Source organism: Parageobacillus sp. VR-IP (assembly GCF_013357975.1).
In the GTDB taxonomy this organism is placed as follows: Bacteria; Bacillota; Bacilli; order Bacillales; family Anoxybacillaceae; genus Saccharococcus; species Saccharococcus caldoxylosilyticus.
Genome location: NZ_JABVYQ010000007.1, coordinates 33,085 through 48,794, shown reverse-complemented (window position 1 = coordinate 48,794; position 15,710 = coordinate 33,085). Strand labels below are relative to the sequence as shown.

The 15,710-nt window shown below is 46.6% G+C and carries 12 protein-coding genes; all 12 read left to right on the top strand.

From position 1 onward, the window contains the following. Nucleotides 1-22 precede the first annotated feature (22 nt). The 12 genes from HT574_RS16095 to HT574_RS16040 all read left to right on the top strand — a co-directional run bounded on the left by HT574_RS16095 (nucleotide 23) and on the right by HT574_RS16040 (nucleotide 15,690). The gene (locus HT574_RS16095) at nucleotides 23-1,030 is read left to right on the top strand and encodes an ABC transporter substrate-binding protein (protein WP_175245387.1); all 1,008 of its coding nucleotides are present in this window, start codon (nucleotides 23-25) and stop codon (nucleotides 1,028-1,030) included. Between the two features lie 27 nt (nucleotides 1,031-1,057). Next, entirely contained in the window at nucleotides 1,058-2,044 is a 987-nt protein-coding gene (locus HT574_RS16090; protein WP_033313828.1) for an ABC transporter permease, read from the top strand. After that, the gene (locus tag HT574_RS16085) at nucleotides 2,019-2,813 is read left to right on the top strand and encodes an ABC transporter ATP-binding protein (protein ID WP_061579422.1); all 795 of its coding nucleotides are present in this window, start codon (nucleotides 2,019-2,021) and stop codon (nucleotides 2,811-2,813) included. Before HT574_RS16090 ends, HT574_RS16085 begins: the two co-directional genes overlap by 26 nt. 223 nt (nucleotides 2,814-3,036) lie before the next feature. After that, nucleotides 3,037-4,173 carry a Leu/Phe/Val dehydrogenase gene (locus HT574_RS16080; RefSeq protein ID WP_175245386.1) on the top strand — a complete coding sequence of 379 codons (1,137 nt, stop codon included), beginning with the start codon at nucleotides 3,037-3,039 and terminating at the stop codon, nucleotides 4,171-4,173. 19 nt (nucleotides 4,174-4,192) lie between these two features. Then, complete coding sequence (gene pdhA, locus HT574_RS16075; protein WP_175245385.1) at nucleotides 4,193-5,263, top strand: pyruvate dehydrogenase (acetyl-transferring) E1 component subunit alpha; 1,071 nt, start codon at nucleotides 4,193-4,195, stop codon at nucleotides 5,261-5,263. Then, nucleotides 5,260-6,255: an alpha-ketoacid dehydrogenase subunit beta gene (locus tag HT574_RS16070; RefSeq protein ID WP_175245384.1), complete on the top strand. Its 996-nt coding sequence runs from the start codon at nucleotides 5,260-5,262 to the stop codon at nucleotides 6,253-6,255. The genes pdhA and HT574_RS16070 overlap by 4 nt, the downstream gene beginning before the upstream one ends. A gap of 17 nt (nucleotides 6,256-6,272) precedes the next feature. Then, a complete protein-coding gene (locus tag HT574_RS16065; RefSeq protein WP_175245383.1) occupies nucleotides 6,273-7,505 on the top strand; it encodes a dihydrolipoamide acetyltransferase family protein in 1,233 nt (410 codons plus the stop codon). Next, complete coding sequence (lpdA, locus tag HT574_RS16060) at nucleotides 7,506-8,960, top strand: dihydrolipoyl dehydrogenase (protein WP_175245382.1); 1,455 nt, start codon at nucleotides 7,506-7,508, stop codon at nucleotides 8,958-8,960. It abuts the gene before it with no gap. Nucleotides 8,961-9,424: 464 nt separating this feature from the next. Further along, nucleotides 9,425-9,967, top strand: a complete 543-nt coding sequence (locus HT574_RS16055; RefSeq protein WP_175245381.1) for a helix-turn-helix domain-containing protein — start codon at nucleotides 9,425-9,427, stop codon at nucleotides 9,965-9,967. A 40-nt stretch (nucleotides 9,968-10,007) separates the two neighbouring features. After that, nucleotides 10,008-12,053, top strand: a complete 2,046-nt coding sequence (locus HT574_RS16050) for a hydantoinase/oxoprolinase family protein (RefSeq protein WP_175245380.1) — start codon at nucleotides 10,008-10,010, stop codon at nucleotides 12,051-12,053. Between the two features lie 3 nt (nucleotides 12,054-12,056). Continuing rightward, entirely contained in the window at nucleotides 12,057-13,823 is a 1,767-nt protein-coding gene (locus HT574_RS16045) for a hydantoinase B/oxoprolinase family protein (RefSeq protein WP_175245379.1), read from the top strand. A gap of 514 nt (nucleotides 13,824-14,337) precedes the next feature. Continuing rightward, complete coding sequence (locus HT574_RS16040; RefSeq protein WP_175245378.1) at nucleotides 14,338-15,690, top strand: purine-cytosine permease family protein; 1,353 nt, start codon at nucleotides 14,338-14,340, stop codon at nucleotides 15,688-15,690. Nucleotides 15,691-15,710: the final 20 nt, after the last annotated feature.

The following is a 15,710-nucleotide window of genomic DNA, read 5'->3' as shown; positions in this document are numbered from 1 at the left end:
AAGAAAACGAGGGGGATTAAGGATGAAAAAAGCAGTGAAACGCCTCGCTGTACCTGTGCTCGCAGGTATGTTAGCGCTTACAGGATGCGGAAAGGAGGAAGCGACCGGCGGCAAAGGAGATGGGAAGGAAGGCAAGACAGTAACGGTCGGTGTCACGCAAATTATTGAGCATCCGTCGCTGGATGCCGCTTTTAGCGGCTTTAAAAAGGCATTAGAGGACAATGGATTCAAAGAGGGGAAAAACGTCAAATACGACGTGCAAAATGCGCAAGGCGACCAAAGCAATAATCAGACGATCGCCAATAATTTTGCAGCGGAAGGCGTGGACCTCATTTTCGCCAATTCGACTCCTAGCGCGCAAAGCGCCTTAAATGCGACGAAAGACATACCGATTGTGTTTACATCTGTTACCGACCCGGTCGGCGCCGGCTTAGTCCCGTCCATGGATCAGGCGGGAGAAAACATTACCGGAACAACGGACAGCCACCCGGATGCGATTCGCAAAACCATTCAGTTTATTGACGAACAAATGGATGCAAAAACAGTCGGCTTGATTTATAACGCCGGGGAGCAAAACTCGGTGGCACAAATTAAGAAAGTGAAAGAAGCAGCGAAAAATACCGACTTGAAGTTTGTTGAAGCGTCCGTGTCGACGACGGCGGAAGTGAAACAGGCGGCGGAGTCGCTGGCCGGGAAAGCGGATGTGTTTTATATCGTGACCGACAACACGGTCGTATCGGCGATCGAATCGGTCGTCAGTGTGGCAAATGAACACAAAATCCCTGTTTTGGCTGGCGAACTGGATTCGTTAAAGCGCGGATGCTTTGCGGCATATGGATTTGACTACTATGACATCGGCTATCAGGCGGGAAAAATGGCGGCAGCGATTTTAAAGGGCGAGAAAAAGCCGTCGGAACTAAAGCCGGAATATCCGGATAAACTGAAACTCGTCATTAACAAAACAGCGGCAGAAAAGCAAGGAGTCAAGCTGAAACCAGAGTGGGATAAGATGGCGGAGTATATCGAATAAACGGAGAAAGGATGAAGACCGTTGTTCATGTCGATGATCGGTGCGGTGGAAGCGGGAATTATTTATGCGATTATGGCGCTGGGCGTGTATTTGTCTTTTCGTATTTTAGATTTTCCGGATTTAACCGTGGACGGCAGCTTCGTTACCGGAGCGGCCGTAGCGGCAACGCTCATTGTCAGCGGCGTCAATCCGTTTGCGGCGACAGCCCTGGCCCTTGTTGTCGGCTTTCTTGCTGGATGCATTACCGGGCTGCTTCATACGGCGGGAAAAATTAACGCGCTTTTGTCGGGAATTTTAATGATGATCGCCTTATATTCGATCAATCTCCGCATCATGGGACGCTCCAATGTTCCGCTTCTCAATCAAAAAACAATTTTTACGACCATTCAGGAATGGGGGATGAAGGCGGGGCTCGATCCTGCCGCGGCGAAAACGTGGGGGGTTTTCCTCTCGATGACGCTGCTTACGCTGCTATTCAAATGGTTTACGGATTGGTTTTTGCAGACGGAGATCGGGCTTGCGATCCGTGCTACCGGCGACAATCCGCGCATGATTCGCAGTTTGTCGGCCAATACGAATTTATTAATTATCATCGGCCTCGGCCTTTCTAACGCGATGGTCGCCTTTTCCGGGGCGCTGATCGCCCAATACGGTTCGTTTGCCGATGTCGGCATGGGAATTGGCATGATTATCATCGGGCTTGCTTCCGTCATTATCGGCGAGGCGGTGTTTGGCACCAAAACGATTGCCAGAACAACGCTTGCGGTAATCGGCGGCTCGATTATTTACCGCATTGTCGTCAGCCTGGCGCTGCAGGCGCAGTTTTTAGAAACCGGTGATGTCAAATTGATTACCGCCTGCATCGTGATCATCGCGCTCGTTGCGCCGCAAATCGTCCGCCAGCGCCAGGAGAAAAAGCGGAAAGAACAGCGGCGGCAGGAGCGGGCGCAGCTTGTCGCCGTTTCGGCAGGCGGAAAGGGGGAGAGCGATGTTACGGTTAAATCGGATTTATAAGGTATTTAACGAAGGAACGCCCGATGAAAAAATCGCCCTGCAGCATGTGAATTTGACGCTGAAAAAGGGAGATTTTGTCACGATTATCGGCAGCAACGGCGCCGGCAAGTCGACGCTTATGAACTTGATTTCCGGTGTGCTGTTTCCCGATGAAGGGACGATTTACATCGATGGCCAAGACGTCACGTCCATGCCGGAATACGTTCGCTCCCGCTATATCGGACGCGTCTTTCAAGACCCGATGGCCGGCACGGCGCCAAGCATGACGATTGAAGAAAATTTGGCGATGGCGTACGCCCGCAGCCGAAAGCGCACTCTAAGCCGCGGGGTGACGAAAAAACGGCGCGATTATTTCCGAGAAATATTATCGACGCTTCACCTTGGGTTGGAAAATCGCCTGCAGGCGAAAGTCGGACTGCTTTCCGGCGGGGAGCGGCAGGCGCTGTCATTGCTCATGGCGACGTTTACCGAACCAGCGATTTTGCTTTTAGATGAGCATACTGCCGCGCTCGACCCGGCGCGGGCGGAGCTGATTACGAATTTAACGAAAGAAATTGTCAAGAAGCACGGCTTGACGACATTGATGGTCACCCATAATATGCAGCAGGCGATCGATTTAGGAAACCGTCTCATTATGATGGATAAAGGACAAATCATTCTTGAAGTCGACGAAAACGAAAAGAAAGGATTGACCGTCGAGAAGCTGCTGGCAGAATTCCAGCGCATCCGCGGCACGCAGCTCGCAAGCGACCGCGCGGTATTAAGCTAAACATAGAAAGCAAGATAAGTGATCCAGAAGCTTATCTCTTTTTTAAAAAGTAAAACGAATTAAATATATAACGTTTTTTAAACGTATATATAGTTTATAGGAATAAAAATGATTATCTCTTTCGATTTTCCGTGTTCGGCTTTTGGGCTTTGCCCGCCGTCATCAGGGAAAAAGTCCTTTTCCCCGCCGCTGGCAACAAAACGGTTTAGGGAGGAGAAATGATATGAGCACCGTCATTAGGCAAACGAGCCAGGTGGATATATTTACGCAAATGCGTGAGCATGAGCAAGTAGTGTTTTGCAATGATGAGCAAACAGGATTAAAAGCGATTATTGCTATTCATAATACGACGCTCGGCCCGGCGCTTGGCGGATGCCGCATGTATCCGTACGCGACGGTCGAGGACGCTTTGTTCGACGTGCTTCGTTTATCGAAAGGAATGACGTATAAATGTTTGGCGGCCGATGTCGATTTTGGCGGGGGCAAAGCGGTCATTATCGGCGATCCCCGCAAAGACAAAACGCCGGAATTGTTTCGCGCCTTCGGCCAGTTTGTCGAATCGTTAAACGGCCGCTTCTATACGGGAACCGATATGGGAACGGCGCCGGACGATTTCGTTCACGCATTGAAAGAAACGAATTGCATCGTCGGCGTTCCCGAAGCATACGGCGGCAGCGGCGATTCCTCGGTGCCAACGGCCTTAGGCGTCATTTACGGCATTCAAGCAACGAACAAAGTCATTTGGGGCAGTGATGCTCTGTACGGAAAAACATACGCCATTCAAGGATTAGGCAAAGTAGGCAAGAAAGTCGCCTTGCAGCTGTTGGAAGAAGGAGCGGATTTATACGTTTGCGACATTAACGAAGCAGCGGTCGAAGAAGTGGCGGCGTATGGCAAAAAACTCGGCGCGAGCGTAAAAGCAGTAAAAGGGTCAGAAATTTACAGCACCGATGCCGATGTGTTTGTTCCATGTGCTTTTGGCAATGTCGTGAACGATGACACGATCCATTTATTCAAAGTAAAGGCGATCGTCGGCTCGGCGAACAACCAGCTTCTCGACGTGCGCCATGGGCAGCTTTTAAAGGAAAGAGGAATCGTATACGCACCCGATTATATTGTGAATGCCGGCGGGCTGATTCAAGTGGCTGACGAGCTTTACGGACCGAATAAAGAGAGAGTGCTTGAGAAAACGAAAACGATTTATTCGACGCTTCTTCATATTTACACCCAGGCCGAAGCCGAGCAAATCACCACGGTCGAAGCGGCCAACCGTTTTTGCGAGGAACGGCTGCGGCAACGAAGCCGCCGCAATAACTTTTTTACCCATCATAAGCGGCCGAAGTGGGATATTCGCCGCTAACAACAAGGAGGGGGATTCGATGGAACGGCAATTCTCAATCAGGCAAATCATGGATGAACAAGGACGGATCGTAGAGCCCGAGTATCGGGAGCAAATAACGGAAGAACTCGTAATGGCGATGTACCGCCATCTCGTCCGGACAAGAACGTTTGACCGCAAATGTGTCAGCTTGCAGCGGCAAGGGCGGATCGGCACGTACGTTCCGTTTGAAGGGCAGGAGGCGTGCCAAGTCGGCAGCGCCCTCGCTTTAGAGGACGGCGATTGGATGTTTCCGACGTATCGCGACCATGGGGCGATGATGACGTTTGGCCGCACATTGACACAGACGCTTTTGTATTGGAAAGGGCGAACGGAAGGATGCATCCCGCCGCAAGGGAAAAAAATCGTGCCGCCGTACGTTCCGATCGCCACACAGCTGCCGCAAGCTGCCGGAGCGGCATACGCGGAAAAACGGAAAGGAACAAAAAACGCGGTGATCGTTTATTTTGGAGACGGCGCGACATCGGAAGGCGATTTTCATGAAGGGTTGAATTTTGCAAGCGTTTTCAATGTCCCGGTCGTCTTTTTTAATCAAAACAATCAGTATGCGATTTCCGTACCGATTACCCGGCAAATGAAATCAAAAACGATCGCGCAAAAAGCGCTCGCCTATGACATCCCTGGCATTCGCATCGACGGAAACGATATTTTCGCCGTCTATTTTCACACCAAACAAGCGTTAGAGCGGGCGCGAAACGGGGAAGGGCCGACGTTGATTGAAGCGGTTACCTGGCGCTACGGCGCCCATACGACTTCCGATGATCCATCGAAGTACCGCGATCAAGAAGAAAGCAAACGGAGACGGGAAACGACCGATCCGATCATGCGGCTTGAGCGTTTTATGCAGCAGGAAGGCTTTTGGGATGAAAACTGGGCCATCGATATACAAGAGGGAGTAAATGCGGAAGTGGAGCAGGCGGTGGCGGAAATGGAACGCTATCCGAGCGCCAATCCGGAAGATATGTTTGATTATGTGTTTGCTGAGCCGACGTGGACGATTGCCGAGCAAAAACAAGCGTATATGGAGTGGAAACGGGGGATGGAAGGGTGACAACAGCGGTGAACACAAAAACGTTGACGCTCGTGCAGGCGGTAAACGACGCGTTGCGCACGATGTTAAAAGAATGCGACGACGTCATTTTGCTTGGCGAGGATATCGGGAAAAACGGCGGGGTGTTCCGCGCGACCGAAGGCTTGCAGGCGGAGTTTGGCGAGGACCGGGTCATCGATACGCCGCTTAGCGAAGCAGGGTTTACCGGTGCGGCGATCGGGATGGCGTTAAACGGCTTTCGTCCGGTCGTCGAGATTCAATTTTTAGGATTTATTTATCCGGCGTACGAACAAATTATGACCCATGCGGCGCGGATGCGGGCGCGGACGATGGGGCATTTCACCGTCCCGATGGTGATCCGTGCCCCGTACGGCGCGGGGGTGCGCGCTCCGGAAATCCATTCCGACAGCACGGAGGCATTGTTTACCCATATGCCCGGCATGAAAGTCGTCTGCCCGGCCTCGCCATATGACGCGAAAGGACTGCTGATTGCCGCGATTGAAGATCCGGACCCGGTGCTGTTTTTGGAGCCGATGCGCAGCTACCGCGCGTTTCGCGAAGAAGTGCCGGAAGGAAAATATACGGTGGAAATCGGCAAAGCGAAAAAATTGCGCGAAGGCGATGACGTGACCGTGATCGCCTGGGGAGCGATGGTGCCGGTGGCGATGAAAGCGGCGGAAAGCGCCGCGAAAAAAGGGATTCACGCCGATGTGATCGACTTGCGTACGCTCTATCCGCTCGATAAAGATATGATCGCCGCGTCGGTGCAAAAAACGGGACGAACGGTGATTGTCCAGGAAGCGCACGCCACCGGAGGACTTGCAAGCGATATTGTCGCGCTGATTAACGATACATCGTTTTTGTACCAAAAAGCGCCTGTGGCGCGCGTCACCGGATTCGATGTCCCGGTGCCGTTTTTTGCCTATGAAGACGATTATTTGCCGACGCCGGCGCGCGTCTTGCACGCGATTGAAAAAACAGTCAACTTCTAGCGGAAGGGGTAGAAACGATGGAAGTAAAGCTTCACGATATCGGCGAAGGGATGACGGAAGCGGTTGTATTAACGTATCTCGTGCAAAAAGGTGACTATGTCAAGGCCGATCAGCCGCTCGTCGAAGTCCAAACAGATAAAATGGTGGCGGAAATCCCCGCTCCGGCGGAAGGAATCGTGCAAGACATTCTTGTCCGCGAAGGGGAAACGATAGCGGTCGGCACGACGATTTTGACGCTGCAGACAAGCGCAGCGGTTCAGCACAATCCCGCTTCTTCCTCCAATGCATCGGAATCTTTCCGTTTGCCAAGCGTCAACGAGGAAACAGGCGGTTCCGTCCTGACGAAGAATATCCGCCGCGTGCTTGCCACGCCGTATACGCGCAAGATCGCCCGCGAATATGGCGTCGATTTGGAACAAATTGCAGGCACTGGTCCAGGCGGGCGCATTACGGATGAAGATGTATACCGCTTTATTGAGGCAAAGCAAACAAAAAGCGCAAGCAGTGCAGCGGCTCTTGAAGCGGCGCCGAAAAAAGAAAATTCGTCCGCGTCCGCCACATCGGTCCTTCCGTTCCGCGGACGCCGCAAACAAATCGCGAAAAAAATGGCGCAGTCGCTATATACGATTCCGCATTGCACCCATTTTGAAGAAGTCGATGTCACAGAACTCATTCGTTTCCGCGAAGAGCTGAAGCAGCATGACATCCACATTTCGGCAACGGCGTTTTTCATTAAAGCGCTGTCACTGTCATTAAAGCAGTTTCCGATTTTTAACGCGCGCCTTGACGAAGAGCGGGAAGAAATTCACTTATACGCCGAGCATCATATCGGCATTGCCGTTGACACCGAAGACGGCTTAATCGTACCAGTGATTAGACATGTAGAAAGAAAATCGCTGCGGGAAATTCACGAAGAGGCGAAACAGCTTACGAAACGGGCGCAGGAAAACAAGCTGTCCGTTTCTGAAATCACGGGAAGCACCTTTACCATCAGCAACGTCGGCCCGCTTGGCGGAAGCATCGGCGCGACGCCGATCATCAACTATCCGGAAGTGGCACTGATGGCGTTTCATAAAACGAAAAAACGGCCGATGGTAATGGAAAACGACGAGATCGCCATCCGTTCGATGATGAACATCTCGATGTCGTTTGACCACCGTGTGGCTGACGGAGCGACAGCGGTCACGTTTACGAACTATTTTGTAAGACTCATTGAAAATCCGAAACGAATGCTTATGGAGTTGGTGTAAATGGTCGTTGGAGAATTGGCACAGGAACGGGATGTCGTTATTATCGGCGGCGGGCCGGGCGGATATAGCGCGGCGATCCGCGCCGCCCAGCTCGGGTTGTCGGTCACATTGATAGAAGAAGGGGAACTTGGAGGCGTCTGTTTAAACAAAGGATGCATTCCGTCGAAAGTATTTGCCCATGCGGCGCAAAAGATGGCAGACATCCCGCATCTAAAAGACATCGGAATAGATTTAGAGAATACTGGCTTCCAACTTGGCAAGCTGCAAAACTATAAAGCGAAAATCATCACCCAGCTCCGCCAAGGCATCGAAGCGCTTTGCAAGGCTAACCGCATCGAGATCCTCCACGGTCATGCCTTGTTTTTGGCGGAAGACCGTATCGGCGTTGAAGCGGGCGATGCTTTTGAAGTCTACCGTTTCCGGCATGCGATCATCGCCGTCGGCGCGTCGCACGTTTCGCCGCCGTCCATTTCCGTTGACCATGAACGGATATTAAACGTCGATTCCATCTATAGTTTAGAGACATTGCCCGGTCATTTGCTTGTATATGGGAACGACTATATCGCGCTCGAAGCCGCAATGAGCTTCCACGCGTTTGGTTCGCAAGTGTCGGTCATCAGCGATGACGGTACGTTTGGCTTGGACGGCACCATTGCGAAAGAACTACAGCGCATATGGAAAAAAAGAAAAATCAAATTGTATACACGATGCCAGATCGAACGTGTCGAATCCTCCCTCGACTGCGTTGCGGTTACGATCCGGACCGCGGAAGGAGAAACGGCTACCCTTGAAGGCTCTCATTTATTTGTTTCGTGCGAGAAAAAAGCAAATACCAATGGATTAGGCATCGAGCGGCTTGGCATGAAAACGGATGAAAACGGGTTTATCCAGGTCAACCGCCAGGCGCAAACGTCCCTTTCCCATATTTATGCCATTGGCGATGTCACGAGCGCACCGTTTTTGGCCGTCAAAGCGATCAAGCAGGGAAAAGCGGCGGCGGAAGCGATCGCTGGGCAAGCGGTGGAAGTTGATCTTACCTTTCTTCCAACTGTCGTCCATTCGATTCCGCCAATCGCCAGCGCCGGCCTGACAGAAACAGAAGCGCGCCGCCAGTACGGGGCGGTCCGCATCGGCGAATTTCCGCTCGCCGGAAACGGATATGCAAGCATCCTCGGGCAAAAGGACGGGGTCATCAAAGTGATCAGCGACGCCGCTACCGATGTCCTTCTGGGCGTACACATGATCGGCGCCGGAGCGGTGGAGCTGATTTCCAGCGGAGTGCTCGGCTTGGAAATGGCCGCGCGCGAAGAGGACTTCCGCTTTCCGTTCTATCCGCACCCAAGCGGGAACGAAGCGCTGCTGGAAGCGGTAGAAGCACTCCGCGCGCAGGCAATCCACCTCGCACCGACAAAGCAAGGGAAAAAAGAAGACCATACAAAAGGAGTCACTATCTAGTAGCGGCACAAAAAGGATGTCTCGAAAAAGGTTTCGGGACATCCTTTTTCATCGGATTGGAAGGTACAACGTTAGGTTAGGAGATTTGATGAAGTTGTTTTCATAACGGAAGAGGCTTGGCAAGGGTAGAGATCGCGTACTTCGAACCCAGTCGTATCAAGGATTTCAAGCTTATTCCAATAAGATAGTATTTCATGTGAAACGAGGGAGATGGGTGGGAAATCTTTTTTGCTTAGATAAGCGATAAGGGGACGATGATAGCAAATTAAAAGCACTCATAAAAGTTTGTACACTTTTATGGTGCTTCAGACTGTCGATAAGCTGAAAAAATAATATTTCTATTTTTTATAATATTATTTAAATTCTATAAAATATATGTTAATATTTAAGAGAAAATACAGTATTACTTAAATAAAATTCAGTAATTCTAAAATAATTGACATGGTATTGAAAGGAAGTTTAGTATGGATGAAATTCATAAGAAAATAAAGGACATACGATTAAGAAATGGTTTAACACTTAAGGAACTTAGTGAAAAAACAGACTTATCCATAAGTTTTTTATCCCAAGTTGAAAGAGGAACCTCTTCTTTGGCCATTACATCTTTAAAAAAGATTGCAGATGCATTAAATGTAAAGATCACGGAGTTCTTCGAAACTGAATCAAACGATAATTATCTTGTAAAAGTAGAACATCAAAAACCTTTTAAGATTGAGGGATCTGATTTTACCTATGTGCGTTTAAGCGGTGAATTTAACGGAAGGGTACTTGAACCGATGCTTGTTACTTTAGCTCCCAACCAAAAACGAACTCAAACCTTCAATCATCCTGGTGAAGAGTTTTATTATGTGTTAAAAGGAGCTGCATTATTTAACGTGGATAACCAAGAGTATTTAATTCGCCAGGGGGATAGTTTGCATTTTCCTTCAACTTGTCCTCATTTTGTTGAAAATGTGCTTGATGAAGAAGCCGTCCTGCTTTGTGTATTGACCCCAGTTATTTTTTAACTGGTTTAGCAAATAACTCTTATAGGAAAGGTGGAGAATAATGAGAGTTGCAACAGATATTGGCGGAACTTTTACGGACTTAGTCTATGTTGATGATGATGGAAATTTTGGAGTAGCCAAAAGCCACACGACACCTCCAAATTTTGAACAAGGGGTTATTGATGTTATTCGAAAAAGCGGAATTAATCAGCAAGCCATTCGGACATTTATTCATGGCACTACCGTTATTATTAACGCTTTAACAGAAAGAAAAGGAGTAAAAACCGGGCTTATTACGACAAAAGGGTTTAGAGACGTTTTAGAAATTGCCAGAGGGAATCGTCCGGATCTCTTTAATCTTCGTTACAAAAAACCGGAACCTTTTGTGGAACGCTATCTCCGCCAAGAAGTGGAAGAGAGACTTAATTATAAAGGAGAAATTATTGTTCCACTAAATAAAGAACAAATTAAAGAAATCGTTTCTTATTTCAAAAAAGAAAAAGTCGAGGCGATTGCAGTTTCCTACCTTCATTCATACGTAAATCCAATTCATGAACAAGAAACGGTAGAAATCATTAAAGAACTTTGGCCTGATGTCGCTGTGACTGCCTCTCATGAAGTGACAAAAGAATGGCGTGAATATGAAAGAACGAACACCGCAGTTTTGAACTCCTATGTAAAGCCTATTGCCGCTTCTTATATTGACCGCTTACAATCGAAACTCATCGAAAATAAAACCAATAGTCAGAATTTTATTATGCAATCCAATGGCGGAACAACCACATTTAGTCAAGCTAAACAAACTCCGATTCATATGGTGGAATCTGGACCTGTAGCCGGGATTTACGGTGCTGCCGTTCTAGGAGAGATGATAGGGGAAAAGAATATCATTGCCTTTGATATTGGAGGAACTACGGCAAAATGTTCACTCATTAATAATGGCGAAGTGAAAGTGACAACCGATTACTATATCGAAAAAAATGAGCGGAGTGCTGGTTACCCGATTAAAGTCCCGGTTGTAGATATTGTCGAAATTGGTAATGGCGGTGGCTCTATTGCCTGGATTGATGAGGCCGGTTCTTTGAAGGTAGGACCGCAATCAGCCGGAGCTTTGCCAGGACCTGTTGCCTATGGGTTAGGAGGAACAGAACCGACAACAACGGATGCGAATCTAGTAACTGGGCGCCTATCTCCAGAAAATTTTGATTATAAAGTAGATTTAGAGAACGTACGCAGAGCAATTAAAGAAAAAGTGGCTGATTATTACGGAATTTCTGTAGAGGAAGCGGCATTAGGAATCATAAGAATTGCGAATTCTAACATGCTTAATGCGCTAAAACTCATTTCTATTCGAAAAGGTTATAACCCGAGAGAATTTACACTTATTGCATTTGGCGGCGGAGGTTCTATGCATGCACCTGCTCTTGCTAAAGAATTAGGCGTGAAAAAAGTCATTGTTCCTGTCGCATCCTCTGTTTTCTCAGCTTGGGGAATGTTAATGACGGATCTTCGTCACGATTATATCCAAACGTATATTAAGAGACTAACGGATATTGATTTGACAGAAATCAACAAGGAATGGGCTAAGCTAGAATCAAGAGCCATTTCCCAATATAGCGAAGAGGGAATCGGAGAAGAAAGTGTGTTATTTACGAGATTTGCAGATATGAGATATTTAGGGCAAGAACATACCGTTAAGGTACCTGTTCCAAATGGAGAATGGACAAGCGACACTCTAGAAGAGATCGCTCATCGATTCCATCAATTACATGAACAGCACTACACATTTAAGCTCGAAGATACACCTACTGAAATTGTAAATCTTCATTTAACAGCGTTTGGAAAAGTGAAAAAACCAGTTTTGAAAAAGATTCAAAAAACTGGAAGAAGAATAGAAAATGCTTTAAAAGAAATTCGCCCTGTATTTTACGAAGAAAAAGGCTGGCTTGATACGAAAGTTTATTACCGCCATTTATTGGAATCAGATATGGAAATTACAGGTCCAGCTATAGTTGAAGAGCCATCCGCTTCAACTGTTTTATATCCAGGCCAATCATTAACCGTTGATCAATATGGTAACTTAATCATTGATACGGGGGTGGAGTAATCGATGGTAAATGTAAAATCAAAAGTAGACCCGTTTACCCTTGAAATTGTAAAGGATTCATTAATTGCCATTGGGGAAGAGATGTTTTATGCATTAGCTAGAACTTCCATGAGCCCCATTATTTACGAGGTATTAGACTATGCAAGCGGTCTAACGGATGCAAAAGGCCAATTACTCACGCAAGGAAATGGTGTCACCGGTTTTATCGGAATGTTGTCGTTCATGGTAAAAGAAACATTGCGAAAGTTTGGCAAAGAAGAATTAAGACCGGGGGATATTATTATTATCAATGATCCTTATGGAGGGGGAGGGTCCCATCTATCAGATGTTGGGCTTGTCATGCCGATTTTTTACGATGGTGAACTTATCGCTTTCTCTGCCAATAAAGCACATTGGACAGAAGTAGGCGGAAAAGATCCTGGTTCGTTTAGCAATGATGCAGTGGAAATATTCCAGGAAGGGATGCAATTCCCTTGCGTAAAATTGTTTGAAGAAGGAAAAGTAAATCAGGCGCTTGTCGACATTATCCGATCGAATGTCAGATTTCCTGATTTATCACTAGGCGATATGTGGGCGCAAGTCGCAGCATTGCGAACAGGCGAAAAACGTGTACGCGAATTGTGTGACAAATATGGAAAGGATATTGTGTTAGCATCTATCGAACATTTGTTAGATCACGGTGAACAATTGGCACGAAAAGAGCTGAAAAAACTTCCAAAGGGGACTTTTGAAGCGGAAGATTATATTGATGACGACGGTTTTGGTAACGGGCCATTTAAAATCAAAGTGAAAGTAACGATTACGGATGATGAATTCATTTGCGATTTTCGCGGAAGTCATCCACAAGTACCGGGCCCAATTAACTGCTCATATACAGCGCTAGTGTCTGCCGTACGAACGATATTTTTAGCTGTTACGAACCCATCTCAAGATGTAAATGATGGAGTTTTCCGCCCGCTGAAAGTGATTACGGATCCGCAATCAGTTTTATCGGCGGAGCGGCCAGCCCCTGTATCGATATATTGGGAAAGTATGTTAGCAGGTGCGGATTTAATTTGGAAAGCCTTAGCTCCGGTCGTTCCGCATCGTTTGCCTGCAGGGCATTTATTATCAGTTTGCGCGGTAGTACTAGCAGGAAAACATCCAGATACGAATGAACCATTTTTAATTGTGGAACCTTCTGTTGGCGGATGGGGAGCAGCAGAAGGGCAAGATGGCGCCCGTGGACAATTCTGTCTTGGTGACGGTGAAACGTACAACGTGCCGGTTGAAGTCGCTGAAACTCGTTATGGTGTCATGGTCGAAGAGTATGCTTTAAGAACAGATGGAGCTGGTGCGGGGGAATACATTGGCGGTTCAGGTGTCATTCGCTCCTACCGTGCTTTAACTGATAATCAAATGGTATCTGTCACATTTGGGCGGAACAAATTTTTACCTTGGGGAATCAATGGTGGACATTCAGGATCTGCGAATGAATTTATTATTCAAAAGGCAAATGGAGAAGTAGACGGTCCTTATGGAATTTATCCGAGATATCCGCTTAATAAAGGAGATGTTGTCAAGTTAATGACGGCAACAGGCGGCGGTTATGGAAATCCTCTCGACCGTCCAGCTGAAAAAGTAGCTAAAGATGTAAAAAACGGATATTTCACCGTAACCCAAGCGAAAGAAATATTTGGGGTCATTTTGAACCCTGATACTTTTGAAATAGAAGGATATACCCCTTTAAGAAGCGAGAGGATGAAATCAAAATGCAAGTCATCACAATGAAAGATTTACCGACAGAAGAACAGGCATCCGTATCCCTTTGGAAAGTTTCTGAACAAAAAAACGTAAGCGGAAAAAATAGCCATGGGAAAAGTCGTCATTCCTCCGGGAGAACATGTGCCGCTAAATGGGGGTTCTAGCCACAAAATGAATACTCCATTGTCATAAAAGGAAGTTTTATTGCTGAAAGTGGAGGAAAGCAGTATCGGATCAATACAAGGGACGCCACTTTTATTCCAGCAGGGGGAAGAACATGCGGCTTATAACGATCACAATGAAGTCTGTGAGATCGTGTGGGTATTAGTTGGCTAAAAAGGTTTAATGACAATTAGTTTTTGATACAAAGTCTTGTTATATATGTCTTCTTCTTGAAAGAGGCTTGCTCATGATGTTGGAGTTAGCCTCTTTTTATAAAGTAATCTTACATTTGCAATTTGCAAGTGAAAGAGCCGAAACAGAAAAAATAGAAATCTTAATTTTTGGTTAGAAAGCGACAAAAAACAAAGGGGATGAGAGAATGGAAGAAAAAGGGTTAAACAAATCCATCGAAAAAGATGAAGCATTTTCAGCCATTCCTTTAAGTGAAAGGCAACATTGGTTAACTCCTGCGATGATTTTTGGAGGGCTGGAATTTTCCATCCCTGTTCTAATGGTAGGCGCCATGCTAACAGCTAGTTTTGGGATTACTGAAATATTTTGGATTTTAATCGTCGCAATGATTGGATTTCAATGGGTAGGGAATGCGATTCAAGGTTATATTGGAGCTAAGACAGGGAGATCTTCTTCTGTTATTGCGAGAACGAGTTTTGGTGCTCAACAAGCCCGTTTTATTGTCGGTTTAACCATTTTTGTCGTATCTGTCGGATGGTGGGCGGTACAGACAGCTGTTACTGGAAATGCGATTTCCGCCATGATTGGTATCGATTATAAACATGAATGGATTCCATGGGCAGTTGTAACCACAATAACGGGATTATTATTTGCGCTTCCGGCTATTTTAGGTTATTCTTCGATGAAATGGACAGATTATATTGCAGTTCCAGCGGGACTACTTTTAATTGCCGGGGGAATTTTCTATGCACTAAAAAATACAGGATGGCAGACTATTGCATCTTGGGATCCGAAACCTTCCATGACGTTTTTCGCTGCCGTTAGTTTAATTATTGGTGTTAATGTTTCGCAGTGGGTCATTTCATCTGATTACACCCGTTATGCTAAGCCGAAGATCAAGGATAATATATTGATCCCTCTGGGCATCATTGCTGTTGGCTTACCACTATTTTTTATCGGTGCCGTGATGTCTGTTGGTATAGGGGATGCAGATATCGTTAATGTAATGTTAAAGCTTGGTTTTCCTGTCTGGGGATTTTTAATTCTTTGGTTTGCTACTTGGACGAGTCAAATCGTCAATAACTATAGTATGGGACTTGCATTAGCTAATATGTTAAACGTAAATTCTGGGAGAGGAAGAGCATTATTAACTCTTTGTGGAACTATTATTTCTTTAGTGATTGCATTGGTAGGAATATTAGACTATTTTATGGATTTTCTATATATGACCGCTTTGATTTATCCGGCCATTGCAGGTGTTATGATGACGGACTTTTTCTTCATCCGTAAGCAACAGTGGGTAGACAATAAAGGCTGGAACTGGATGGCGACCATCGCTTTAGTCGCAGGTACATTACTCGGTTATTATACACAATATGTACATCCAATTGGACTGCCGGCCGTTCAATCTGTTATCGTATCTGGTTTTGTTTATTGGGTGGCTATGAAAATAAAAGCAAAGGTTGCCCCTGATAATTTTACAGATCCATTCAACAATACTTTAAAAACAGATGTAAATACAGATACGACTATTGTTTAATTTAGATAAAAGGGATAATG